The 23,937-nt window shown below is 72.1% G+C and carries 26 protein-coding genes; 10 read left to right on the top strand and 16 right to left on the bottom strand.

The window, feature by feature from the left end:
- Window position 1: 1 nt before the first annotated feature.
- Complete coding sequence (locus tag ACFWBY_RS08705) at window positions 2–631, bottom strand: sigma-70 family RNA polymerase sigma factor (protein ID WP_214946808.1); 630 nt, start codon at window positions 629–631, stop codon at window positions 2–4.
- A 341-nt stretch (window positions 632–972) separates the two neighbouring features.
- A complete protein-coding gene (locus tag ACFWBY_RS08700; protein ID WP_003948568.1) occupies window positions 973–1,584 on the bottom strand; it encodes a response regulator transcription factor in 612 nt (203 codons plus the stop codon).
- A 378-nt stretch (window positions 1,585–1,962) separates the two neighbouring features.
- Here ACFWBY_RS08700 and ACFWBY_RS08695 point away from each other — a divergent pair, with 378 nt between their 5' ends.
- Window positions 1,963–2,289 carry a WhiB family transcriptional regulator gene (locus tag ACFWBY_RS08695; protein ID WP_385335816.1) on the top strand — a complete coding sequence of 109 codons (327 nt, stop codon included), beginning with the start codon at window positions 1,963–1,965 and terminating at the stop codon, window positions 2,287–2,289.
- A gap of 181 nt (window positions 2,290–2,470) precedes the next feature.
- Here the strand turns inward: ACFWBY_RS08695 and ACFWBY_RS08690 are convergent, their stop codons facing one another.
- A complete protein-coding gene (locus ACFWBY_RS08690; RefSeq protein ID WP_385335818.1) occupies window positions 2,471–3,370 on the bottom strand; it encodes a LysR family transcriptional regulator in 900 nt (299 codons plus the stop codon).
- 79 nt (window positions 3,371–3,449) lie between these two features.
- Between ACFWBY_RS08690 and ACFWBY_RS08685 the strand changes: the two genes are divergently transcribed.
- From ACFWBY_RS08685 to ACFWBY_RS08675, 3 genes are all read left to right on the top strand, one after another.
- Window positions 3,450–4,139 carry an MOSC domain-containing protein gene (locus ACFWBY_RS08685; RefSeq protein ID WP_385335820.1) on the top strand — a complete coding sequence of 230 codons (690 nt, stop codon included), beginning with the start codon at window positions 3,450–3,452 and terminating at the stop codon, window positions 4,137–4,139.
- Window positions 4,140–4,188: 49 nt separating this feature from the next.
- Window positions 4,189–4,962 (top strand): SDR family NAD(P)-dependent oxidoreductase, encoded by a 774-nt coding sequence (locus ACFWBY_RS08680; protein ID WP_385335822.1) that lies wholly within the window; start codon window positions 4,189–4,191, stop codon window positions 4,960–4,962.
- 74 nt (window positions 4,963–5,036) lie between these two features.
- On the top strand, window positions 5,037–5,726 hold the full coding sequence (locus ACFWBY_RS08675; RefSeq protein ID WP_385335824.1) for an ester cyclase: 690 nt from the start codon (window positions 5,037–5,039) through the stop codon (window positions 5,724–5,726).
- 123 nt (window positions 5,727–5,849) lie between these two features.
- Here ACFWBY_RS08675 and groL read toward each other — a convergent pair whose 3' ends face one another.
- Window positions 5,850–7,478: a chaperonin GroEL gene (groL, locus tag ACFWBY_RS08670; protein WP_385335826.1), complete on the bottom strand. Its 1,629-nt coding sequence runs from the start codon at window positions 7,476–7,478 to the stop codon at window positions 5,850–5,852.
- Window positions 7,479–7,610: 132 nt separating this feature from the next.
- Entirely contained in the window at window positions 7,611–7,919 is a 309-nt protein-coding gene (gene groES / locus ACFWBY_RS08665; protein WP_008739621.1) for a co-chaperone GroES, read from the bottom strand.
- 368 nt (window positions 7,920–8,287) lie between these two features.
- Between groES and ACFWBY_RS08660 the strand changes: the two genes are divergently transcribed.
- From ACFWBY_RS08660 to ACFWBY_RS08645, 4 genes are read left to right on the top strand one after another with little or no spacing between them, the layout of a single operon-like run.
- Entirely contained in the window at window positions 8,288–8,968 is a 681-nt protein-coding gene (locus tag ACFWBY_RS08660; protein ID WP_385335828.1) for a response regulator transcription factor, read from the top strand.
- A complete protein-coding gene (locus tag ACFWBY_RS08655) occupies window positions 8,961–10,373 on the top strand; it encodes a sensor histidine kinase (protein ID WP_385335830.1) in 1,413 nt (470 codons plus the stop codon). Before ACFWBY_RS08660 ends, ACFWBY_RS08655 begins: the two co-directional genes overlap by 8 nt.
- A gap of 57 nt (window positions 10,374–10,430) precedes the next feature.
- On the top strand, window positions 10,431–11,720 hold the full coding sequence (locus ACFWBY_RS08650) for an LCP family protein (protein ID WP_385335832.1): 1,290 nt from the start codon (window positions 10,431–10,433) through the stop codon (window positions 11,718–11,720).
- Window positions 11,708–13,111 (top strand): FtsW/RodA/SpoVE family cell cycle protein, encoded by a 1,404-nt coding sequence (locus tag ACFWBY_RS08645; RefSeq protein WP_385335834.1) that lies wholly within the window; start codon window positions 11,708–11,710, stop codon window positions 13,109–13,111. The genes ACFWBY_RS08650 and ACFWBY_RS08645 overlap by 13 nt, the downstream gene beginning before the upstream one ends.
- A 100-nt stretch (window positions 13,112–13,211) precedes the next feature.
- Here the strand turns inward: ACFWBY_RS08645 and ACFWBY_RS08640 are convergent, their stop codons facing one another.
- Both ACFWBY_RS08640 and ACFWBY_RS08635 read right to left on the bottom strand, forming a co-directional pair.
- A complete protein-coding gene (locus ACFWBY_RS08640; protein WP_385335917.1) occupies window positions 13,212–14,090 on the bottom strand; it encodes a polysaccharide deacetylase family protein in 879 nt (292 codons plus the stop codon).
- 14 nt (window positions 14,091–14,104) lie between these two features.
- Complete coding sequence (locus tag ACFWBY_RS08635; RefSeq protein ID WP_385335836.1) at window positions 14,105–15,064, bottom strand: polysaccharide deacetylase family protein; 960 nt, start codon at window positions 15,062–15,064, stop codon at window positions 14,105–14,107.
- A gap of 92 nt (window positions 15,065–15,156) precedes the next feature.
- On the opposite strand from ACFWBY_RS08635, the gene ACFWBY_RS08630 reads away from it, so the two are divergent.
- Window positions 15,157–16,386, top strand: coding sequence for a methyltransferase domain-containing protein (locus ACFWBY_RS08630; RefSeq protein WP_385335838.1), 1,230 nt, complete (start codon window positions 15,157–15,159; stop codon window positions 16,384–16,386).
- Here the strand turns inward: ACFWBY_RS08630 and ACFWBY_RS08625 are convergent.
- From ACFWBY_RS08625 to tsaB, 5 genes are all read right to left on the bottom strand, one after another.
- Entirely contained in the window at window positions 16,359–16,985 is a 627-nt protein-coding gene (locus tag ACFWBY_RS08625) for a hypothetical protein (protein WP_385335840.1), read from the bottom strand. The genes ACFWBY_RS08630 and ACFWBY_RS08625 overlap by 28 nt on opposite strands.
- Before the next feature lie 54 nt (window positions 16,986–17,039).
- Window positions 17,040–17,303: a hypothetical protein gene (locus ACFWBY_RS08620; RefSeq protein ID WP_385335919.1), complete on the bottom strand. Its 264-nt coding sequence runs from the start codon at window positions 17,301–17,303 to the stop codon at window positions 17,040–17,042.
- Between the two features lie 14 nt (window positions 17,304–17,317).
- Window positions 17,318–18,439: a tRNA (adenosine(37)-N6)-threonylcarbamoyltransferase complex transferase subunit TsaD gene (gene tsaD / locus ACFWBY_RS08615; RefSeq protein ID WP_385335842.1), complete on the bottom strand. Its 1,122-nt coding sequence runs from the start codon at window positions 18,437–18,439 to the stop codon at window positions 17,318–17,320.
- Window positions 18,432–18,953 (bottom strand): ribosomal protein S18-alanine N-acetyltransferase, encoded by a 522-nt coding sequence (gene rimI, locus ACFWBY_RS08610; protein ID WP_385335921.1) that lies wholly within the window; start codon window positions 18,951–18,953, stop codon window positions 18,432–18,434. The genes tsaD and rimI overlap by 8 nt, the downstream gene beginning before the upstream one ends.
- Window positions 18,954–19,015: 62 nt before the next feature.
- Window positions 19,016–19,693 carry a tRNA (adenosine(37)-N6)-threonylcarbamoyltransferase complex dimerization subunit type 1 TsaB gene (tsaB, locus tag ACFWBY_RS08605; protein ID WP_385335844.1) on the bottom strand — a complete coding sequence of 226 codons (678 nt, stop codon included), beginning with the start codon at window positions 19,691–19,693 and terminating at the stop codon, window positions 19,016–19,018.
- Window positions 19,694–19,869: 176 nt separating this feature from the next.
- Between tsaB and ACFWBY_RS08600 the strand changes: the two genes are divergently transcribed.
- Window positions 19,870–20,427: a hypothetical protein gene (locus ACFWBY_RS08600; protein ID WP_385335846.1), complete on the top strand. Its 558-nt coding sequence runs from the start codon at window positions 19,870–19,872 to the stop codon at window positions 20,425–20,427.
- Window positions 20,428–20,506: 79 nt separating this feature from the next.
- Here the strand turns inward: ACFWBY_RS08600 and ACFWBY_RS08595 are convergent, their stop codons facing one another.
- From ACFWBY_RS08595 to alr, 4 genes are all read right to left on the bottom strand, one after another.
- Window positions 20,507–20,695 carry a hypothetical protein gene (locus ACFWBY_RS08595; RefSeq protein WP_385335848.1) on the bottom strand — a complete coding sequence of 63 codons (189 nt, stop codon included), beginning with the start codon at window positions 20,693–20,695 and terminating at the stop codon, window positions 20,507–20,509.
- 116 nt (window positions 20,696–20,811) lie between these two features.
- Window positions 20,812–21,396 carry a tRNA (adenosine(37)-N6)-threonylcarbamoyltransferase complex ATPase subunit type 1 TsaE gene (gene tsaE / locus ACFWBY_RS08590; RefSeq protein ID WP_385335850.1) on the bottom strand — a complete coding sequence of 195 codons (585 nt, stop codon included), beginning with the start codon at window positions 21,394–21,396 and terminating at the stop codon, window positions 20,812–20,814.
- On the bottom strand, window positions 21,317–22,525 hold the full coding sequence (locus tag ACFWBY_RS08585) for an alpha/beta fold hydrolase (protein WP_385335852.1): 1,209 nt from the start codon (window positions 22,523–22,525) through the stop codon (window positions 21,317–21,319). The genes tsaE and ACFWBY_RS08585 overlap by 80 nt, the downstream gene beginning before the upstream one ends.
- A gap of 14 nt (window positions 22,526–22,539) precedes the next feature.
- Window positions 22,540–23,691, bottom strand: coding sequence for an alanine racemase (alr, locus tag ACFWBY_RS08580; protein ID WP_385335855.1), 1,152 nt, complete (start codon window positions 23,689–23,691; stop codon window positions 22,540–22,542).
- Between the last annotated feature and the right edge of the window lie 246 nt (window positions 23,692–23,937).

Here is a 23,937-nt window from a genome sequence, read left to right as displayed (position 1 = left end):
TCTACTGCTCGGCGAGCGCGCGGAGCCGGCTGAGCGCCCGGTGCTGGGCCACCCGCACCGCTCCGGGAGACATTCCGAGCATCTGCCCGGTCTCCTCGGCGGTCAGACCGACGGCGACCCGCAGCACGAGGAGCTCGCGCTGGTTCTCCGGGAGGTTGGCCAGCAGCTTCTTGGCCCAGGCCGCGTCGCTGCTCAGCAGCGCGCGCTCTTCCGGGCCCAGCGAGTCGTCCGGCCGTTCCGGCATCTCGTCGGAGGGCACGGCCGTGCTGCCCGGGTGCCGCATGGCGGCCCGCTGCAGATCGGCGACCTTGTGCGCGGCGATGGCGAAGACGAAGGCCTCGAAGGGGCGCCCGGTGTCGCGGTAGCGCGGCAGCGCCATCAGGACGGCCACGCAGACCTCCTGCGCCAGGTCCTCCACGAAGTGACGGGCGTCACCGGGCAGCCGCGAGAGCCGGGTGCGGCAGTAGCGGATGGCGAGGGGGTGCACGAAGGCGAGCAGATCGTGCGTGGCCTGCTCGTCGCCCTCGACCGCACGGCGTACGAGCGCGCCGACGGTCCCGTCGCCGCCACCCCTGGCGGCGCCGGTGGACCCTGTGACCGCCGGTGAACCCGGGGTCTCGTCGTCGCGCATCAATCCATGGTGCCTTGGCGCCGGAGCATTCGCGGCACTGCGGCCCGTGTTGTGCGTCGAAGCGTTATGCGGGGTGGGTGCACCGGAACTCATGCTCTGGCCCCTCCCCTCCCGCTCGGCCGAATCGCCCTCGAGGCGACATCTCCAGGATGCGCCACACCCTCAAGCATGCGGCATGCCGCGCGAAGCGACACGTCCCCCGGATTGTGCCCCGCCAATCCCCCGTCCGCAGCAGGTTGCGGGGGATCGGTCGGAGGCGCCCCGGGGACCTGCCATCGGGAGCCCGGCCCGGCCCGTTCCGGCGCGGCACCGCCGGCCGTTGACGGCCGGCGGTCGTGCGGTCAGCGGACCAGGCCCCAGCGGAACCCGAGCGCCACGGCGTGCGCCCGGTCCGAGGCGCCGAGCTTCTTGAACAGTCGGCGGGCGTGCGTCTTGACCGTGTCCTCCGAGAGGAAGAGCTCGCGCCCGATCTCCGCGTTGGACCGGCCGTGGCTCATGCCCTCCAGCACCTGGATCTCGCGCGCGGTGAGCGTGGGCGCGGCGCCCATCTCGGCCGAGCGCAGCCGGCGCGGGGCCAGCCTCCAGGTCGGGTCGGCGAGGGCCTGGGTGACCGTGGCCCGCAGTTCGGCGCGCGAGGCGTCCTTGTGCAGATAGCCCCGGGCGCCGGCGGCGACCGCGAGGGCCACGCCGTCCAGGTCCTCGGCGACCGTCAGCATGATGATGCGGGCGCCGGGATCGGCCGAGAGCAGCCGGCGAACCGTCTCCACACCGCCGAGCCCGGGCATCCGTACATCCATCAGAATCAGGTCGGAGCGGTCGGCACCCCAGCGGCGGAGGACTTCCTCGCCGTTGGCGGCCGTCGTCACACGCTCGACGCCGGGCACGGTGGCAACCGCGCGGCGGAGCGCCTCTCGGGCAAGCGGGGAGTCGTCGCAGACGAGGACGGATGTCATGACCGCCCTCCGCAGCTGCTGATGCGCGTCACCTTGAGCCTCCAGGCTGGTACGTATCGTCACCTGTGCGGTCGATGCTCCCGGACACCTGTCCGAGAACTTCTTGGTTCAACCGCCTTCGCACTCTCAACGATGGTCACTCGAAAGAGTTACGGGTCGGACGGACACCTTCGGCACTCTACGTGAGGAAGCGAACACAACGCGGGCACCACTCTCCGCGTGTCGTCCATTTGGCGTTATGACCTATTTGGCGGCTTTCCTTCCGTTTGGCGCATGTCTGAGGCTAGATTCCCAATGAGTCATATTTACATCTACTACGACAGTAGGTGTGGAGACATGGACCTATCCGCCTCAGTACCGGCACCAAGAGGACTACCAATGGCAGATTTCTCCCGCCTCCCCGGACCGAACGCCGATCTCTGGGACTGGCAGCTGCTGGCTGCCTGCCGCGGAGTCGACAGCTCCCTCTTCTTCCACCCGGAAGGCGAGCGGGGCGCGGCCAGGAGCGCGCGCGAGGCCTCGGCTAAAGAGGTCTGCATGCGTTGCCCGGTGCGTGCGGAATGCGCCGCGCACGCACTCGCCGTCCGCGAGCCCTACGGGGTGTGGGGCGGCCTCACCGAGGACGAACGAGAAGAACTGATGGGCCGGGCCCGCCATCGCCTGGTCCCGGCGGCGACCGTCATCGGGCCGACCGGCCCGCACTAGCGGACCCGGCGAAACGAGCCGAAGGAACGTTTCTTCTACCCGTGGCGCGCACCCGCGTGCCGCGCACCGGCCCGGGACGTCACCCGACCGGCCGTACCGCCGTACGGTCTCTCGCGTGGCGGTCCGGCCAGGCCGGGGGGCGCCCCCGCACGGAGCCGCGTACGGGGGCACCCGCGCGGGATCAGCGCCTGGCCGCCCGCTCCAGCTCGGCCAGGGTCGCGGCCACCGCCGGCACCCGGGCCAGGTCCGGCAGGGTCAGGGCCACGACCTCGCGTTCGACGGCAGGTTCCACGACGAGGGTGCTCACACCCTTGGCCCGTACGGACTCCACCGCGAGCTCGGGCAGCACCGCGACGCCCAGCCCGGCACCGACCAGGCCGACCACGGCCGGGTAGTCGTCGGTGGCGAAGTCGATGCGCGGGGTGAATCCGGCGCCCTCGCACACCTCGACCAGATGGCGGCGGCAGCGCGGGCAGCCCGCGATCCAGGGCTCGCCGGCCAGTTCCGCCATGCCCACCCGTTCCGCGCCGGCCAGCCGGTGCCCGTCGGGGACCAGTCCGACGAGCCGGTCGGTCAGCAGCGGCCGGACCACGAGGTCCTCCCACTCGGCGGAGGGCCCCGACGCGCCGCCGTAGCGGAAGGCCAGCGCGAGATCGCAGTCGCCCTCGCGCAGCATCTCCACCGAGCGCGGCGGCTCCGCTTCCACCAGCGAGATCCGGGTCCCCGGATGCTCGGCGCGCATCGCCGCGAGCGCGGTGGGGACCAGCGTGGAACTGCCGCTGGGAAAGGAGACGAGCCGGACCCTGCCCGCACGCAGCCCGGCGATGGCCGCGACCTCCTCCTCGGCGGCCGTCAGTCCGGCGAGGATCCCGGCGGCATGGCGGACCAGGGCCTCACCGGCCTGGGTGAGGCGCATCTCGCGCCCGGTACGGATCAGCAGGGGGGTGCCGGCGGACTGCTCCAGCGCCTTCATCTGCTGGGAGACGGCCGGCTGGGTGCAGCCGAGCTCGCGGGCGGCGGCTGAGAAGGACCCGGTTCCGGCGACAGCGCGCAGAACTCGGAGATGACGTGCCTCGATCACCCTTCGAGCATAAGGGCTACTTTGATCGAGGCGCCAATAATCCCGTGCCGCTTTGAGGCGATTCGGTTAGCGTGACCGCATGCATCTCATCTCCGTGAACCTCGGCCGCGCGACGGCCGTCGAATACACCGACGCGGAGGGTGGGGTGACCGGCCACCGCAAGCTCCCCGTCCCCGGCCCCGTACGCGTCTTCGCCCCCGGCCCCAAGGGCGTCGCGGCGAGCGGCGTCGAGGGGGACGACGTCTGCGACCTGCGCCATCACGGCGGCGACCACCAGGCCGTGTACGCGTACGCCCGCGAGGACCTGGAGTGGTGGGAGGGCGAGCTGGAACGCGAACTGCCCGGTGGGCTCTTCGGCGAGAACTTCACCACCTCCGGCCTCGACGTGAACGGCGCGAAGCTCGGAGAACGCTGGCGGGTCGGCCCCGACCTGGTCCTGGAGGTGGCCTCGGCCCGCATACCGTGCCAGACCTTCCAGGGGTCGCTCGGCGAGAAGGCCTGGGTCAAGCGGTTCACCCGGGCCGCGCGGCCGGGCGCGTACCTGCGCGTGATCGAGGAGGGCCGGGTCTCCCCCGGCGACACCATCGAGGTGCTGCACCGCCCCGACCACGAGGTGACGGTGGAGTTCTGGTTCCGCGCCTTCACCACCGAGCGGGAGCTGCTGGCGCGCACCCTGGCGGCGGGCGACGCACTGGAGCCCGAGGCGCGGGACAAGGCGCTGGCGTACGTGGAGAAGTACCGGAAGGAGCGCCTCCCCCAAGAGGGCTGACGCACCGGCCGGTACGGGAGGCGGCGCCCCGGGCGGCTAGGTTGCGCGTATGACGACTGCGTTGATTACGGGATCCACGGCGGGCATCGGCGCCGCCTTCGCCCGGCGGCTCGCCGCCCAGGGGCACAACCTCGTTCTGGTGGCCCGGGACGCCAAACGGCTCGGCGAGCAGGCCACCGAGCTGCACGACCGGCACGGCATCGAAGCCGAGGTGCTGGTCGCCGACCTCTCCACCGACGAGGGCATCGCGGCGGTCGAGGAACGCCTCGGCGACCGCAAGCACCCGGTGGACCTGCTGGTCAACAACGCGGGCTTCGGCAACAAGGGCCGCTACCTCGAAGTCTCCATGGCCGACGAGCTGACCATGTTGAAGGTGCACATCGAGGCCGTGCTGCGGCTGACCTCGGCGGCGACGGAATCGATGCGCTCGCGCGGGCGCGGCGGCGTGATCAACGTGGCCTCGGTGGCCGCCTTCCTGCCGCGCGGCACCTACGGGGCGAGCAAGGCCTGGGTCGTGCAGTTCACGCAGGGCGCGGCCAAGGACCTGTCGGGTTCGGGCGTCCGGCTGATGGCGCTGTGCCCGGGCTTCGTGCGCACCGAGTTCCACGAGCGCGCCGGCATGGGCACGGACAACATCCCCGGCTGGATGTGGCTGGACGCCGACAAGCTGGTGGCCGCGGCCCTGGCCGACCTGGCCCGGGGCAAGACGGTGTCGATCCCGGACCCGCGGTACAAGGCGCTGATGGGTGTGGTGAAGCTCGCGCCGCGCGGACTGCTGGGCGGGGTCTCCTCGCGTACGGGGCGCAAGTACGGGCCTCAGTAACCAGCCGACAAACGCGGCACATGGGTGAAATTTCCCTAGACTGGACATGTCCCATCCAGCGCGGGAGGCGACTTATGACATTCGTACAAGTAATCGATTATGAGACCACGCGGTTCGACGAGATGAACGCCCTCATCGACCGCTGGGCCGAGCAGTCGAGCGGCCGGCGCACGGTAACCCACACGATGATCGGCAAGGACCGCGACGCCCGGACCCACTTCGTCGACCTCGTCGAATTCCCTTCGTACGAAGAGGCCATGAGGAACTCTCAGCTCCCGGAGACGGACAGGATGTTCCAGGAGATGGTGGCCCTGTGCGAGGGCATGCCGAAGTTCATGAACCTCGACGTGGTGCGCGACGAGCACCTCAACGTCCAGCTCGTCAACCGGCTGTACGACGAGGTCGCCATGAAGGGCGACATGGCCGTGATCGAGGAGATCTTCGCCACGGACTACCTCGACCACGACATCGGCAACCCCGAGGACAAGACGGGCCGCGAGGGCATCCGCGAGGACGTGCAGTCGTGGCGCGACGGCTTCGACTTCACCTTCACGCGGAACGCGCAGACGGCGCAGGACGACTACGTCACGACGCTGTGGACCTGGAAGGGCGTGCACAAGGGCGAGTTCATGGGGATCGCCCCGACCGGCAAGACCTGCGAGATGACCGGCACCACGGTCTTCCGGTGCGAGGGCGGGATGATCAAGGAAGGCTGGTGGCACTACGACGCCATGCGCCTCATGAAGGAACTGGGCGCCATGTAGCGCTCCGACGGCGCGGGGCACCCGGCGCGCCGAGACGGCGCGCCGCGCGTCCGCACACGGGAAAGCCCCGGTCACCACCGCTGGGCAGCGGTGACCGGGGCTTTGCCTCGACTACTGACGAGGTCAGTGGCTGTGGCCGTGGCCGTGGCCGTGACCGGCGTCGGCCTCATCGTCGGCCGGCTTCTCGACGACCAGGGTCTCGGTCGTGAGCAGCAGCGACGCGATCGAAGCGGCGTTCTCCAGGGCGGAGCGGGTGACCTTGACCGGGTCGATGACGCCGGCCTTGACCAGGTCGCCGTACTCGCCGGTGGCGGCGTTGAAGCCCTGGCCCTTGTCGAGCTCGGCGACCTTCGAGGTGATGACGTAGCCCTCGAGGCCGGCGTTCTCGGCGATCCAGCGCAGCGGCTCGACGGCGGCACGGCGCACGACCGCGACACCGGTGGCCTCGTCGCCGGTCAGGCCGAGGTTGCCCTCGAGGACCTTGACGGCGTGGACGAGCGCGGAGCCACCGCCGGAGACGATGCCCTCCTCGACCGCGGCACGGGTCGCCGAGATGGCGTCCTCGAGGCGGTGCTTCTTCTCCTTGAGCTCCACCTCGGTGGCGGCGCCGACCTTGATGACGCAGACGCCGCCGGCGAGCTTCGCCAGGCGCTCCTGCAGCTTCTCGCGGTCCCAGTCCGAGTCGGTCGACTCGATCTCGGCCTTGATCTGGTTGACGCGGCCGAGGACCTCTTCGGAGCTGCCGCCACCGTCGACGATGGTGGTGTTGTCCTTGGAGATCGTGACGCGGCGGGCGGAGCCCAGTACGTCCAGACCGGCCTGGTCGAGCTTGAGGCCGACCTCCTCGGCGATGACGGTGGCACCGGTGAGGGTGGCCATGTCCTGCAGCATCGCCTTGCGGCGGTCACCGAAGCCGGGCGCCTTGACGGCGACGGCGTTGAAGGTGCCACGGATCTTGTTGACGACGAGGGTGGAGAGCGCCTCGCCCTCGACGTCCTCGGCGATGATCAGCAGGGGCTTGGAGGCGCCGGCCTGGATGACCTTCTCGAGCAGCGGCAGGAGGTCCTGGATGGAGGAGATCTTGCCCTGGTTGATCAGGATGTACGGGTCATCGAGGATGGCCTCCATACGCTCCTGGTCGGAGACCATGTACGGGGACAGGTAGCCCTTGTCGAAGGCCATGCCCTCGGTGAACTCGAGCTCCAGGCCGAAGGCGTTGGACTCCTCGACGGTGATGACACCGTCCTTGCCGACCTTGTCCATCGCCTCGGCGATGAGGTCGCCGACCTGCTGGTCCTGCGCGGAGAGCGCGGCCACGGCGGCGATGTCGGACTTGTCCTCGATCGGGCGGGCGGTCGCGAGGAGCTCCTCGGACACGGCCTTGACCGCGGCGTCGATGCCCTTCTTCAGGGCGGCCGGGGAAGCACCCGCGGCGACGTTGCGCAGACCCTCGCGGACCAGGGCCTGGGCCAGCACGGTGGCGGTGGTGGTGCCGTCACCCGCGATGTCGTTGGTCTTGGTCGCCACCTCCTTCACGAGCTGCGCGCCAAGGTTCTCGTACGGGTCGTCCAGCTCGACCTCGCGAGCGATGGTGACACCGTCGTTCGTGATGGTGGGGGCGCCGAACTTCTTGTCGATGACGACGTTGCGGCCCTTGGGGCCGATCGTCACCTTGACCGTGTCGGCAAGCTTGTTGACGCCGCGCTCGAGGGCGCGACGGGCGTCCTCGTCAAACTTAAGAATCTTCGGCATGGGAGCGGTTCAGCCCTCTCGTTGCGATCCCCGGCCGCTCACCGCGACCGCCTTGAACGAACTACGCCCCTCGCCGCCCGGCATCAGCAGGGGTGACCAGGGGCGTAGCTCAAAGCAAAACTGGAGAAGTGATTACTTCTCGACGATCGCGAGCACGTCGCGGGCCGAGAGGACGAGGTACTCCTCGCCGTTGTACTTCACTTCGGTGCCGCCGTACTTGGAGTACAGGACGACGTCGCCGACGGTGACGTCCAGCGGGAGACGCTGGCCGTCCTCGAAGCGACCCGGGCCCACGGCAAGGACGACGCCCTCCTGGGGCTTCTCCTTCGCGGTGTCCGGGATGACCAGGCCAGAGGCCGTGGTCTGCTCGGCGTCGAGCGGCTGGACCACAATGCGGTCCTCAAGCGGCTTGATGGCAACCTTGGAGCTGGTGGTCGTCACGATCCGACCTCCCCCTTCGGAGATCCGGGGTTAACTGTCTGAGGTGGCGACCAGGTCGATCCGTCGTCGCGGGTGCCGGATCTGCCTGTCGCTGTGTTGGCACTCACCAGGGGCGAGTGCCAGACGCGAGACTATTCCGGGGATTAGCACTCGGTCAAGCGGAGTGCCAATACGCGCCGCTGGTTTCGCCGTCCTGGGCGCCCGGAGGCGCCCCGGAACCCCACCCCGGGCGGCCCCCGCGGGCCCCCCGCCCCGCCGGTCGGCTGCGGCCGGCCCGCCCGGCCCCGTCGGGTCGTCGCGGGCGGGCGCGTCGGGGAACGAGGGGCGGCAGGGGTGGGCGGAGTGGGGCGGTATGTGACGCTTGGTCCATGCGCATCCTGGTCGTCGAAGACGAAATGGGCCTCGCCGAGTCCTTGCGGCGCGGGCTCGGCGCCGACGGTCACTGGGTCGACCTCGCCCACGACGGGCACCGCGGGCTGGACCTCGCCCTCACCGGGGGGCCGTACGACGTCGTCGTCCTGGACCTGATGCTCCCCGGGCTCTCGGGCTACGAGATCTGCGGGCGCATGCGCGCCCACGGCGACTCCACCCCGGTCCTCATGCTGACCGCCAAGGACGGCGAGTACGACGAGGCCGACGGCCTGGACTCGGGCGCCGACGACTACCTCACGAAGCCGTTCTCCTTCGTCGTCCTCGCCGCCCGCCTGCGCGCGCTCGCCCGCCGCGCCGCCGCCGGGCGCCCCAGCGTCCTGCAGGCCGGCGACCTCCTCCTCGACCCGCGCGGCCGCCGCTGCCGCCGCGGCGCCCACGAGATCGAGCTGACCTCCCGGGAGCTCGGCGTGCTGGCCTGCCTGATGGAGCAGCCCGGCCGGGCCGTCGCCAAGCAGGACATCCTCGACGAGGTCTGGGACGCCCCGCACGGCATCGACCCGAACATCGTCGAGGTCTACGTCTCCTCGCTCCGCCGGAAGATCGACGCCCCCTTCGGCCGGCGCTCGATCCTCACCGTCCACGGCACCGGCTACCGGATGGCCGCCGACGGTGGATAGGCCCCGGCCCACGGCCCGGCGCCGGCCCCGGCGCCCCGCCGGCCTGCGGGCCCGCGCCGCCGCGGCCGCCGCCCTCGCGATGGCCGCCGTCCTCGCCGCCGGCGGGCTCTGGCTGTACACGCTGCTGCGCGCCAACCTCATCGAGAACACCACCGGCCGCGCCGAGCTCGCGGCCCGCAAGGTCGCCGCCCGTCTCGACACCGCGGCCCTCCCGGCCGACGGGCGGCTGCCCGCACCCGAGGGCGGGGTCGATCTGGTCCTCGTACGGGACGCGGCCGGCGCCGTCGTGGCCACCAGCGGGGACCCGGGGCAGAGCTCCGGGCTCGCCGGGCTGCGCCCCGCAACCGGCGACGACGTGCGCTCGGCGATCCTGCCTCCCGCGGGACCCGGCGGGCACCGGCGCGTGGTGGTCGCCGTGGAGGCGCCCGGCCCGCCGGGGGCGCGCGCCCCGCACACCGTCTACGCCATGACCGTGCTCGGCGACGTCGAGGACGCCAACCGGGCCGTCGCGGTCGGCCTGCTGGCCGGCGCGCCCCCGCTGATCGCCTTCTCGGCGGCACTGGCGTGGTGGGTGACGGGGCACGCGCTGCGCCCCGTCACCGCGATCCGCACCGAGCTGGCCGCGGTCACCGCGAGCGAGCTGGACCGCCGGGTCCCCGACCCGGGCGGCGCCGACGAGATCGCACGGCTGGCCCGGACCGTCAACGACACGCTCGACCGCCTGGAGCGCGGTGACGCCCGGCAGCGGCAGTTCACCGCCGACGCCTCGCACGAGCTGCGCAACCCCCTCGCGGCCGTCCGGTCCCGGCTGGAGGTGGCGCTGCGCGACCCCGACCGGGAGTCGGTGGCGGCCGCCCTGGCCGACACCGAGCGGCTCCAGGGCATCGCGGCCGACCTCCTCCTGCTGGCCCGCCTGGACGGCGGACCCGCGCCGCGCACCGAGCCGGTGGACCTCGCGCTGCTGGCCGCCGAGGACGTGGCGCGGCGCCCGGAGCCCCGGGTCGCGCTACGGCTGGACGCGCGGGCCCCCGTACCGGCCGCCGGGGATCCGGCGCGGCTGGAGCGGGCGCTGGCCAACCTCGTGGACAACGCCCTGCGGTACGCCCGCACCCGGGTCACCGTCCGGGCGGCTGCGAGCGGCGACGGCTGGGCGCTGCTGGAGGTCGAGGACGACGGGCCGGGCATCCCGGAGGCGGACCGGGACCGGGTCTTCGAGCGGTTCGTACGACTGGACGCGGACCGGGGCCGGACCAGCGGCGGCACCGGATTGGGCCTGGCCATCGCCCGGGAGATCGCGCGGGCGCACGGCGGCGAGGTCCGGGCGCTCCCCGCGTCCGCCGGGGGCGCGGGCGCGCGGTTCATGCTCCGCGTGCCGGAGCGCGGTCCCGCCGCGCCCCGTCCCTGAAGGCGGCTTCAGGACCTTCAGGATTCCTTCAGCACCGCTCCCCCACCATCGACAGGCATGAGCGCCCACCGCAGGAAGCCCCCGGGACGGGAACGGCCGCAGGCCCCCGCGACCCGCCGCCGCAGGCCCTCGCGCCGGACCCGGCTCGTCCGCACCCTGCTGGCGGGCGGCTGCGCGCTGGCGGTGATCGGCGGCGGCTCGGCCTGGTACCTGTACCGGGACCTGGCCTCCAGCATCGGCAGCTCCAAGGCCCTGGAGGGCGCCGAGAAGTCGAAGTCCGGCGATACGAACATCCTGCTGATGGGGCTGGACAGCCGGCGCGACCAGAACGGCGAGGACCTGCCGCCGGAGGTCCTCGACAAGCTGCACGCGGGCGCGAGCTCCCAGGTCGGCGGCTACAACACCAACACCTTGATCCTTCTCCACGTCCCGGGCGACGGGAGCAAGGCCAAGGCGTTCTCGGTACCGCGCGACAACTTCGTCGACCTGCGCGGCGTGCCCGGCCACACGGGCAAGGCGAAGATCAAAGAGGCGTACGGGAGGGCGAAGGCCACGACGGAGGAGCAGCTCTCCGCCCGGGGGGTCACGGACAAGCGGCAGCTGGAGCGCGAGGGGCGCGAAGCGGGGCGCAAGGCGGAGATCGAGACGGTCCGCGCCTTCCTCGGGGTGCCGATCGACCACTTCGCCGAGCTGAACCTGGCCGGTTTCTACCACTTGGCGGACGCGCTGGACGGCGTGCCGGTGTGCCTGAACCACGCCGTGAAGGACAAGAACTCCGGGGCCGACTTCGCGGCCGGGCGGCACACGCTGAACGGGGAGCAGTCGCTGGCCTTCGTCCGCCAGCGGATGGGGCTGACCATGGGCGACCTGGACCGGACGAAGCGGCAGCAGGCCTTCCTCGCGGGGGTGACGCACAAGCTGAACCAGGCCGGAACCTTCACCGATCCGGTGAAGCTGATCAAGCTGATCGACACCGCGAAACAGGACGTCGTCACTGATCAGGGGTGGGATCTGCTGGCGTTCCTCAAGCAGGCCAAGAGCCTTTCCGGGGGCAACGTCGAGTTTGTGACCCTTCCCATCGAGCGATTCGACAGGAACCATGGCTCGGAGATAAACGTCGTAGACGATATGAAGATAAAGCGCCTCATTGCCGAGCAGATCGGTCCCAAGGCCTCTGCGAGCCCGAGCGCACCGGGCGCCGCTCCCTCATCGGCGGGCACGCCCGCGCCGGACCGCTCCGCGTCGGCTCCTGGCGCACCCGCCCCGGGCTCCGCACCCGCACCCACCCCGTCGAAGGACAGCGGCATCACCGCCATCGACGGCGGCGGCATCCCGTGCGTGGACTGACACCTCTGACGGCGGCGGGCGCGCGACGCCGCACCGAAGCGCTGCTGCTCGTCCTCGTCCTCTGCGTGACCATTTTCGGCCACATCAGCGCGAGCCTGGCGATGAACGACACGCTGCCGCCCGGCCTCACCGGTTTCGTGCTCAGCATGACGCTGCTCGCGCTCGTGGGGCACCTGGCCGTGCGCCGGTTCGCGGCGTACGCGGATCCGCTGATCTTCCCCCTCGCCCTGCTGCTGACCGGGATGGGGCTGGTGCTGCTGCACCGCCTCGACCAGGGGTACCTCGAGCGGTACGGCTCGCCGGCGACGGCGCCCGGCCAGCTGATGTGGTCGGTGGTCGGCGTCGCGGCCTGCATCGCGGTGCTGGGGGTCCTGCGCGACCACCGGCTGCTGCAGCGGTTCATCTACATCACGATGGCCGTCGCGCTGGTGGCGCTGATCGCGCCCGCGTTCTTCGGCGCGGACACCTACGGGGCGAAGCGCTGGATCGTCGTCGGCGGGCTCTCGCTCCAGCCCGGCGAGTTCGTGAAGATCATGATCGCGATCTTCTTCGCGGGCTACCTGGTCATCCACCGCGACTCCCTGGCCCTTTCGGGCCGCAAGTTCCTGGGCGTGCAGATGCCCCCGATGCGCCAGCTCGGACCGATCATCACGGTATGGATCGTGTCGCTGATCGTCCTCGTCCTCGAGCGCGACCTCGGCACCTCGCTGATCTTCTTCGGCGTTTTCGTGGTGATGCTCTACGTCGCCACCGAACGCACCGGCTGGATCGTCTGCGGCCTGCTCCTGTCGTGCGTGGGCGCCTTCGTCGTGGGCTCGACGGAGCCGCACGTCAAGGCGCGCGTGGCCGCGTGGCTCGACCCGCTGTCCTACTACTGGGACCCCCGGCCGCCGGGCATCATCTCGGACCAGTCCGCGCAGGCGCTGTTCAGCTTCGGCACCGGCGGCATCACCGGCACGGGACTCGGCATGGGCCACCCTGAACTGCTCGGTTTCGCCGGCCGCAGCGACTTCATCCTGACGACGGTGGGCGAGGAGCTCGGCCTGGCGGGCGTCATGGCCGTCCTCGTCCTGTACGCGCTCCTCGTGCAGCGGGGGCTGCGGATGGCGCTGGGCGCGCGCGACCCCTTCGGCAAGCTGCTCGCCATGGGCCTGGCTTCCGCGCTCGCCCTGCAGGTCTTCGTGGTGGCCGGCGGGGTCACGGGCCTGATCCCGCTGACGGGCAAGGCCCTGCCCTTCCTGGCCAGCGGAGGCTCGTCCCTGCTGGCCAACTGGATCATGATCGCCCTGCTGCTCCGCATATCCGACAGCGCGGAACGCCAGCGCGAGGCGGACAGCCACGGACCGGTGGAGACGACGATCACTCCGGTACTGAGCCCGCAGCCGGGCTGAAGGGGCCGGGGCGGTCCGCCTCCGGCCCCCCTGCGCGACAGGACCGGGCCGGGCCGTCTCTTTCGGATCTTGTCGCCCGGCAGGATCCGAAAGAGACGGCCTACAGGTAGTCCTCCAGCCGCCCGATCCTGTAGCCCTGCTCCTGTATCCGCTGGAGCATCCGGGTCGTCATCTCGGTCTCCGTCGTGCCCTTGAGCTCCGACGGGCCGCGGAAGTGGGCCAGGATGATGTCGCCGGGTTTGAGCGCAGATCCCTCGGCGTACTGGAAGTTGTTGATCTGCATCGACACGCGCCACAGGAGCATCTGCGATATCCCGCACTCGTGCGCGGCCCTGAGGGTGTCGTCGTTGTAGTTCCCGTACGGCGGGCGGAAGCGGGGCGGCTTCGTACCGAAGCGCTTCTCCAGGCGTTCCTGCTGGCCGCATATCTCCTTCTTCTGCGCCTCGAAGGGCAGCGTCCGGAGATTCGGGTGGGTCAGGGTGTGGTTGTTCACCGTGCTGCCGGAGCCGTTGTCGCGGAGCTTCTCGAAGTGGCCGTAGTCCGACGCGGCGATGCTGTCCGTCAGGAACATGCCGATCGGCAGCTTCAGGTCGGCGGCCATCTCCAGGAACTCGGGGCTCTTCTCGGCGCCGTCGTCGAACGTCAGGAAGACGACCTTGTCGTCCGCCGGGACGGGTATTCGGTCCAGGACCTGGGCCCTGCCCGGCTTCGCCGGCGGGATCGAGGGTTTGGCCGTCGGCTTGGGGGCGTACTGGAGGGGCGCGTTCAGGCCCCACTTCTTGTACGCCTCGTCCCCCGCGGTGCCCGGTCCTGCCGTCGGACCCCTCCCCACCCCGGAGGGGGAGGCGGCGGCCGAAGGCGACGCCGACTCCTTGCCCCCCGTCGCCTTGCGGCCCATCCGTTCGGTGGGTTCGACGCCGTCCCCGCACCCCGCCAGGGACAGGGCCAGCGCGCCGGTCACCAGCGTTGCGGCCACCAACCGGCGCGCGTACCTCACAAGTAGTCCTCCAAGCGAGCCACGGCGTAACCCTTTGCCGTGACGGTCTTCATGACATGACGGATCATGTCAGTCATGCTGCCCTTCCAGTCCTCTTTGCCCCGGAAGTGCGTGAGGATGATGTCTCCAGGATGCAGGTCCTTGTCCCACTCCCGCCAGTCCATCCTGTTCGGGAAGGCCTCCTCGTTCCACAGCGGAACGGCCTTGATGCCGCAGGACTTGGCCGCGCGCAGCGTGTCCTCGTTGTAGTTGCCGTACGGCGGGCGGAACAGCGTCGGCCGCTTGCCGAACTGCTTCTGGATCGTGTCCTGCTGCCCGCAGATCTCCTGGCGCTGCTTCTCGTAGGAGAGCGCCGGCATGTAGCGGTGGTTGAGCGTGTGGTTGTTCAGCGTGACGCCCGCGGCCTGCATCGCCTTGAAGTACGGGTAGTTGTCCCGCACCAGGTAGTCGCTCAGGAACGCGGTGTACGGGAGCTTCAGCTCCTGCATCATCTTCAGGAACTCGGGGTCCTTCTCCGCGCCGTCGTCGATCGTCAGGAAGACGACCTTCTCCTCCGTGGGAATGGTGGTGAAGACCGGCGGCAGGTTCTCCTGGTCCTCCACCTCGAAGCCGTCCCGGGTGGTGATCTCCGGCTTCGACTTGGGCGCCGCCGGGGCCATGAGCGGCGGTGTGGCCAGGCCCCACTTCTTCGCCGCGACCGCCCGCGCCTGCTGGGCCGCCTTCAGCTTCGCGGCCTGGCCGCCGAGCGCTCCGGCCGCGCCGGCGGGCTCGGCGCCGGCGGAGGCCTTCGCCTTCGCGGCCTTGTCCGGCGTCCCGGGCTCCGAGGATCCGCATCCGGTCGCCACCACGGAGACCAGGAGTGCGGCCGTCGCGGCCGTCCCCAACCGGCCTCGCGCTGCTGCCGCGATCCGGTGACCCTGTTGCGTCTTATGTTCCTTTTGTCGGACTAGCTGCATAGCTGAGCATCCTGGCATCCGCCCCGCGCCCGCCCCGGCCGACACCGCGAACGGAATTCGACCTTCCTCCGAGTGGCCCACCGTGGCCGACAATGGATCCCGTGACCCCCGAAGACTTCGCCGCGCTCCTCACCCCCGAGGGCCACGCCCTCCTCGACTCGCTCCGGGACTACGACCCCGCCCAGGAGCTCGCCGTCGCCACCCGGCTGCGCCGCGAACACCCCGCCGCGCTCGTCTCCGCGGCCCTCGGGCAGGCCCGCCTGCGACAGCGCGCGGTGGCCAAGTTCGGGGCCGAGGACGCCCACCGGATGTACTTCACGCCCGGCGGCGGCGAGATGGCCACCCGCGCGTCGGTGGCCTCGTACCGCGCCGAGCGGCTCGCCGCCCTGGGCGTACGCAGCCTCGCGGACCTGTGCTGCGGCATCGGCGGCGACGCCCTGGCCCTGGCCCGGCTCGGCATCCGCGTCCTCGCGGTGGACCACGACCCGCTGACCGTCGCCGTGGCGCGCGCCAACGCCCGGGCGCTGGGCCTGGCGGACCTGATCGAGGTCCGGGAGGCCGACGTGACCGAGGTCGACACCGCCGGCTACGACGCCGTCTTCATCGACCCGGCCCGCCGGGGCGGTCGCGGCCGCATCTTCGACCCGGAGTCGTACTCCCCGCCGCTGTCGTGGGCCGTGGAGACCGCCCGCGCCGCGAAGTTCGCCGCCATCAAGATCGCCCCCGGGATCCCCCACGAGGCCGTTCCGGCGGACGCCGAAGCCGAGTGGATCTCCGACCACGGCGACGTGAAGGAGGCCGTCCTGTGGTTCGGGACCGCGCCGGGCGAGATCCGCGCCACCCTGCTGCCCGGGCCGCGCGCGCTGGCGACCGCCGATCCGCTGCCCGACCCGCAGGCCGGGCCCGTCGGCCGCTACCTCTACGAGCCCGACGGCGCGGTCATCCGGGCCCACCTCGTCGCCGAGGTGGCCGAGCGGCTGGGCGGCCGGCTGATCGACCCGACCATCGCGTACATCACCGCGGACGAGCTGCTCCCGACCCCGTACGCGACCGCGTACGAGATCACCGACGTACTGCCCTTCGGCCTGAAGAAGCTCAAGGCGCTGCTGCGCGAGCGCGGCGTCGGCATCCTGACGGTGAAGAAGCGCGGCTCGGCGATCGAGCCGGAGGAGCTGCGCAGGAAGGTGAAGCCGCAGGGGCCCCGTTCGGCGACCGTGTTCCTGACCCGGGTCGCCGGGGCGCCCTCGATGCTGATCGGCTCACCGGCTGCAGCGGCGCAGGCCCGGGCCGGAGCTCAGGAGGACGCGGGTCCGCCGCGGTAGAAGCGGACCGCCCACCGGTAGTGCGCGCCCGCCTTGCCGAGGCCGAGCAGGGCCGTGATCCACAGGATCATGCCGAGCCCCATGGTGTAGGCGACCTCGCCGTAGGTGTCCTCGCCCGGCCGGGCCGCCGCCGCGGACCCGAAGGTCACCCAGAGCCCGAGCACGCCGAGGGCGAAGGAGGCCAGCAGCCAGGTCAGGCTGCGCACCGGCGCGCGCACCGCCCGGTCGGCGGCCGGGTCCGGTTCCAGTTCCGCCCACGCGCACATCAGGCGGCGCACCTGCCGGTCCCGCTTGGCCCCCCAGGCGAACCAGAATCCGGCCGGGATCAGCACGCCCACCCCGAGTACGGCGAAGATCAGTCCGAAGAGGTACGAGAACGGATCGTGCTTCTCGATGGCCATCAGCGCCATGCCGACGAAGGACCAGCCGAGGGCGAAGACCGCCGACACCGACCAGAGGAGCAGCAGCCGCCCGAACCCCAGGCTGCGCCGCCCGAGCTCCCTGAGGAACCGGGCGCGGTCGGCCCGTACGGTGCCCTCGTCGAGCCAGGCGCGCAGGTGCGCGGGAGGGGGCGGCGGGGGCAGGTCGAAGCGGGGCATGTGCATGACCATATCCGCAGGCCGTACGGACCCGCCGGACCCCCGCCCGGAGGCTCAGCTTCCGTCGGCGGGCTCGGCCTCGACCGACTCGAAGCGCCAGCGGTGCACCGCCCGCGTGATCAAGTCGGCCTCCGGCTCCGGGAGTTCGGGCAGCTCTTCGAAGACTCCGCCGGGCGCGTCCCACCAGGTGATGACGAGCACCCGGTCCTGCGGCGCCCGGAACACCTCGCGCCGCACCGGCTCTCGGGCCAGGACCCGCGAACGGGCCCACTCCAGCAGCTCGTTGCCCCGCCCGGGCACCGCCCGGGCCTCCCACATCAGTGCGACGGTGCTCACGAGTACAGGTTGTCCTTGCTCAGTTCGTGCACGTGGTCGTGGTCGTGTCCGTGGTCGTGTCCGTGGTCGTGCGCGCGACCCGGGACGTGCGGGTCGGTCACCGGGAGCGAGGAGTCCGCCGACAGGTCCCAGTCCGAGGCGGGCCTGTTCCGCTTGACCATCTCCGCGCCCAGGGCCGCCACCATCGCGCCGTTGTCCGTGCACAGCCCCGGCCGCGGCACCCGCAGGACGATCCCCGCGGCGTCGCACCGCTCCTGCGCGAGCGAGCGCAGCCGGGAGTTGGCCGCGACACCGCCGCCGATCATCAAGTGGTCGACGCCCTCGTCCTTGCACGCGCGGATCGCCTTGCGCGTCAGCACGTCCACCACGGCCTCCTGGAAGGACGCCGCCACATCGCGGACCGGCACTTCCTCCCCCGCCTTGCGCTTCGCCTCGATCCAGCGGGCGACCGAGGTCTTGAGGCCGGAGAAGGAGAAGTCGTAGGCCGCGTCCCGCGGCCCCGTCAGCCCGCGCGGGAAGTTGATCGCCCTCGGGTCGCCCTCGCGCGCGAGCCGGTCGATGACCGGCCCACCGGGGAAGCCCAGCTGCAGCACGCGCGCGATCTTGTCGAAGGCCTCGCCCGCCGCGTCGTCGATGGTCGCGCCGAGCGGCCGTACGTCGGAGGTGATGTCGGGAGCCAGCAGCAGCGAGGAGTGCCCGCCGGAGACCAGCAGCGCCATCGTCGGCTCGGGCAGCGGCCCGTGCTCCAGCTGGTCGACGCAGATGTGCGAGGCCAGGTGGTTCACCCCGTACAGCGGCTTGCCCAGCGCGTACGCGTACGCCTTCGCGGCCGAGACGCCCACCAGCAGTGCTCCCGCGAGGCCGGGGCCCGCGGTGACGGCGATGCCGTCGAGGTCGCGGGCGCTGACCCCGGCCTCCTTCAGGGCGCGCTCGATGGTGGGGACCATCGCCTCCAGGTGCGCGCGGGAGGCCACTTCGGGCACGACGCCGCCGAAGCGGGCGTGCTCGTCGACGCTCGACGCGATGGCGTCGGCGAGCAGGGTGGTGCCGCGCACGACGCCGACGCCGGTCTCGTCGCAGGAGGTCTCGATGCCGAGGACGAGCGGTTCGTCAGCCATGGGTCTCACTTCTTACGGCGTCTTGGAATGTCGGGGGCAGGGAGGTGGCGGGATCGGAGAGGCGCATCACGAGCGCGTCCACGTTGCCGGGCTGGTAGTAGCCCCGCCGGAAGCCGATCGGCTCGAAGCCGAAGCGCTCGTACAGCTTCTGGGCGCGGGTGTTGTCCACCCGGACCTCCAGGAGCACCTCGGCGCACTCGAACGCGGTCGCGGCGCGCAGCAGGTCGGTGAGCAGCCGGGCGCCGAGTCCGGTGCCCCACTGGTCGCGCGCGGCCGCGATGGTCTGTACGTCGCCCAGGTCGCCGGCGGCGGCCAGCCCGGCGTAGCCGACCAGGCGGCCGGACCCCGCGGCGGAGCCGCTGTCGGGCACCGTCTCGGCGACGACGTAGTGGCGGGTGGCCTCGGGGCCGCGCGCGCGGGCGAGCTCGGACCAGAACATCCCGGCGGACCAGGCGTCCTCGGGGAACAGCTCGTGCTCCAGTTCCAGCACGGGCCCGATGTCCCACCAGCGCATCTCGCGCAGCACCACGGCCGGAGCGGCTCCGGCGGCCCTGGCGGTCGGGGCGGTCGGGCCGGTCACTTCGGGGTGACCACCTTGTAGTTCTTGGGCACCTGGGCGTCGGGCCGGCGGAGGTAGAGCGGGGCCGGGGGCAGGCCGTCGGTGTTCTCGAAGGCCGCTCCGGCGGCGAGCCGCTCGGCCGCCAGGGCCGCGAGGGCGCCGGCCGACTGGTGCTCGGGGTCGCGCGCGTCGGTGAAGACCTCCGGGTAGAGCCGCGCGCCCTGCCCGACGGCGGGCAGTCCGGCGACCCGCTCGGCGATGTCGGCCGGCCGGTCGACCGCGGGCTCGCCGAGCCGGGTGCGCGGGTCCTCGTAGCGGGCCCAGTAGACCTCCTTGCGCCGCGCGTCGGTGGCGACGGTGAAGGGGCCCTCGATCCCGGCGGCGCCGGCCGCGTGGGCCAGGCCGTCGAGGGTGCACAGCCCGTACACGGGCACACCGAGGACGGAGGCGAAGGTGGAGGCGGTGACGAGGCCGACCCGCAGTCCGGTGTAGGGGCCGGGGCCGACGCCGACGACGATGCCGGTGACGGCCTCGAGGGTGACCCCCGCCTGCGCGAGGACCTTGTCGACGGCGGGCAGCAGGAGCTCCCCGTGGCGGCGGGCGTCGACCTGGTTCGACTCGGCGAGTACGGACTCGCCGTCGTGCAGGGCGACGGTGACGGCGGGCGTGGCGGTATCTACAGCGAGCAAGAGCACGCGAACAGCCTACGACTCCGGGGCCCCGTGCCCTTGCGGCCGGTCTGCGGGCACCCCGGCTGCTACCTTCGACCCAGGTCTCGACCTGACCGTTCGACCGATCGTTCAGCTGATCGTTCGAAGGACGGTCGGGCCGGCCGTCCGACGACATGGACCATGCGGAGAGGTGGAGCAAGGTGGCACGCAGCAGCTCGGGAATCGTGGCCGGGCTCACCGTCGCGGCACTCGCCGTCGTCGGCTTCCTCGGCTACCAGGCATCCGCCACCGCCCCCGCGCACCCGCCGAAGGCCGTCGCGCAGACTCCCCCGCCCGCCCCGAGCGCGGGCGCCCCCAAGACGGACCCGGCGAAGCCGGTGCCCCTCCCGTCCGGCTCCGGTTCCGGGGCGCGCGTCGTGTACTCCCTGAGCGCGAAGCGCGTGTGGCTGGTGGACGCCACCGCAGCGGAGCCGAAGTCGTTCGCGGTGATGCCGAGCACGGTCCACCCGGCGCCGGGCAATTACACGGTGGGCTCCCGCCAGGGCGCGGTGACCGGCTCGGACGGGGTGCCGATCGAGCACGTGGTCCGGTTCGCCAGCCCCCAGGGCGTCGTGGTCGGCTTCAGCGCCCGGGTGGACAACACCCTGCCGGCGCCCGACCCGAACAAGAAGACCGGCGGTGTCCGCATGACGCGCGCGGACGGCGACGCGATGTGGGCCTTCGCGACGATCGGCGCAAAGGTCGTCGTCGTTCCCTGACGAGCTCCGGTACGCCGACTCCACCCGTACGGGCGACCTCCGATGCCTCTGTGCCCGCGCCGCGTCCGCCCCGGCGTCCTCAGGCCGCCTCGGACTCCGCGGCGGGCCGCTCGCTCTCCTCGGCCCCCGCCCCTGCGGGATCCGGTTCCTCGGCGTGTCGGCGCGCGGGCGGCGTCGACACGGCACTGGCGGCGGCGCCCGCTGCGAGCAGCGCCCCCATGGACACGCCGGACGCCCGGGGGACGCGCGCTGGTCCTGCTGTCGACATGGCTGCCTCCTGGACGGGGCCAGTCTGTACTTAGGTACGCCTAACCAGCCCTCGGTACCATGTGACCACGCGCGCTGCCGCCCGCGCAATATCTTGCCGACGCGTTGTCGGCACGTTCACTCCGAGAGGACGCCCGCGAGGGTCTCCAGACCGGCCCCGGCGGACCAGCGCGCACCGACACCGCGGACCGCGACCTCCCGTACGTCGTCGAGGACCTCCTCGTGGCCGACCGCGCGCCGGATCACCACGTGCAGCCTGTCGTCGGACAGCTCCTCGACCTTGCCGTCGCCCCACTCCACGACGACGACGGACTCGGGCAGGGAGACGTCGAGGTCCAGGTCCTCCATCTCGTCCAGCCCGCCGCCCAGCCGGTACGCGTCCACGTGCACCAGGGCCGGACCGCCGGTCAGCGACGGGTGGACCCGGGCGATCACGAACGTCGGCGAGGTCACCGCCCCGCGCACGCCGAGGCCCTCGCCGAGGCCGCGGGTCAAAGTGGTCTTGCCGGCGCCCAGCTCCCCCGTGAGCAGGACGAGGTCGCCGGGGCGCAGCAGCGCCGCGATCCTCCGGCCGAGGTCCTGCATGGCGTCGGGCGAGCCGACCGTGACGTGCGCTGCGGCGTCAGCCGCCTGCGCCCGCTCCGGTACCTGCTCCTGGCCCTGGCCCTGGCTGCGCGGTGCTTCCCGCGGTACTTCTTCCATGCCCGCCAACGTTAGCCGGTACGGACACCAGACCGGTGCGCGCCATCAGCTCGACGAGCAGCCCGGTCACGGTGTCCGGGTGCTCCAGCATCATCAGGTGCCCGGCAGACTCCAGGACCACCAGTTCCGCGGAGGGCAGCGCCTCCTTGATGGCCCGGCTGTGGCCGGGCGGGGTGACCATGTCGCCGTCCCCGGCGATGACGGTGACGGGGATGTCCGCGAACCGCTGGAGGACGGCCGTCTTGTCGTGCGTCTGGAAGGCCGGGTAGAACTCGGCGACGACGTCGATGGGCGTGCCCTCGATGAGCCGCTCGGCGAAGCGGGCGACGCCCGGGTCCACGTCGCGCGACGCGAAGGAGTAGCTCCTGACCATGCCGGCGAACAGGTCGGCGGTGGCCCGTCGGCCCTTCTCCACCAGCTCCACCTGCGAGCCGAGCGCCTTGAGCACACCGGGCAGGATCCGCCGTACCGCCCCGAAGCCGACGGAGGGCAGCCCGTACGTGACCTCCCCCAGTCCGCCGCTGGAGGTGCCGACCAGCGCCACCGCGACCACCCGGTCCCGGACGAGTTCGGGGAACTGGTCTGCCAGTCCCATGACGGTCATACCGCCCATCGAGTGACCGACGAGGACCAGCGGGCCCTCGGGGGCGGCTGCCGCGATGACGGCCGCCAGGTCGCGGCCGAGCTGCTCGAAGGTGACCGGTACGCCGTCGGCCTGGGCGAGGCCGCGCGCGCTGCGGCCGTGGCTGCGCTGGTCCCAGTACACGGCGCGGACCAGACCGCGCAGGGCGGCGCGCTGGAAGTGCCAGGAGTCCTGATCGAGGCAGTAGCCGTGGCAGAAGACGACGGTCGGCTGGGCCGGGGTCTTGCGGCGCAGCCGCCGGCGCTTGCCCTCCTCGGGCAGCTCGTCGACCTCGTAGTAGAGCGCGGTGCCGTCCTCGGCCCGTGCGGTGCCGGGGGCTCCGCGCAGCGAACCGTAGTCGCCGGTCGCGTCGAGGGCGAGGCGCGCCTTCATGCGCATGCCGCGCCCGACGGTGATCCGTTCGACCGCGACACCGGCCGCCGCGCCCGCGGCTATCACGCCGATGGCGGCGCCGGCCCAGCCGGCCTTGCGCCAGTTCTCGCTCACGCCGCCGTCCTCATTCAGCCGTTGCGGGGCCCGTTGCGGTACACCCGGGGCACCCTCGCCCCGATACGGGTGACGATCTCATACGCGATGGTGTCCGCCGCTCGAGCCCAGTCCTCGGCGGTGGGTTCGCCGTGCGTGCCGTCGCCGAAGATGACGGCCTCGTCGCCCGCGCGGACGTGGTCGTCGCCGTCGAGGTCCACGACGAACTGGTCCATGGCGACGCGCCCGGCCACGTACCTCGTCCGGCCGCCGAGGAGGATGGCGCCGCGGCCCGAGGCGTGCCGCGGGATCCCGTCGGCGTAACCCGCCGGGATCAGCGCGAGACGGGTCTCTTCCTTGGTCACGTAGTGGTGCCCGTAACTGACGCCGTGCCCGGCGGGCACCTCCTTGACCAGGGCCACGAAGGCCTTCAGGGCCATGGCGGGCCGCAGGCCGAGCTCGGCGGAAGTGCCGAGCTCGGGAGCGGGCGAGACCCCGTAGACCGCCAGCCCGCAGCGCACGAGGTCGAAGTGGCTCTCCGGCAGGGTGAGGGTCGCGGGCGAGTTGGCGATGTGCCGGACCTCGGGCTCGACCCCCTCCTTCTCCGCGTAGGCGAGCATGTCGCGGAAGGCTGACAGCTGGGGTGCGATGGAGGGGTGGCCCGGCTCGTCGGCGCAGGCGAAGTGGGACCAGACGCCGGTGATGACGACGGTTCCCTCGGCCTGGGCGGCGACGGCCGCGCCGACCAGCTCCGCCCAGTCGGCGGGCTGGCAGCCGTTGCGGCCGAGCCCGGTGTCCGCCTTGAGCTGGATCCGCGCGGTCCGCCCGGCGGCTCGGGCGGCTTCCCGTACCTCGTCCAGGGCCCACATCCCGCTGACGGACACGTCCACATCGGCCTCGACGGCCTCCCGCCACGGCCCGCCGGGGGTCCACAGCCAGCACAGGATCCGTCCGCGGATCCCGGCGGCGCGGAGCGCGAGCGCCTCCTCGGGCGTGGCGGTCCCGAGCCACGTCGCCCCGGCCTCTTGTGCGGCCTTGGCGCAGGCCAGGGCTCCGTGCCCGTAGGCGTCCGCCTTGACGACGGCCATCAGGCCGGAACGGGGTGCCAGCGCGCGCAGTGCGCGCACGTTCTCCCGTACGGCCTCAAGATCGATCTCGGCGTACACGCGCGTGGGTGTCTCGTTCATCCCCCCCAGTCTCTCAGAGCCCGGCCCCACGCCCGGTCGACACCTCCGTCCCACGGCGGCCCGCGCAGGCCGACGCCCGGCAGATCCGGCCCCGGCAGATCCGGCCCCGCCGGCGTTCGAGGCGCGGGGGTACGGGGCGGAGCCCCGGTCCTGCACCCGGCCGGCGCCGACGCACGGGGCCGGGCCGCCAAGTCCCCGGTCTCGGCCGTCTCTTTCGGATCTTGCCGGGCCCGCGACGCCTGGCAC

This window comes from Streptomyces sp. NPDC060049 (genome assembly GCF_042736715.1).
Classification (GTDB): domain Bacteria; phylum Actinomycetota; class Actinomycetes; order Streptomycetales; family Streptomycetaceae; genus Streptomyces.
This window is presented reverse-complemented; position numbering and strand designations above follow the sequence as displayed.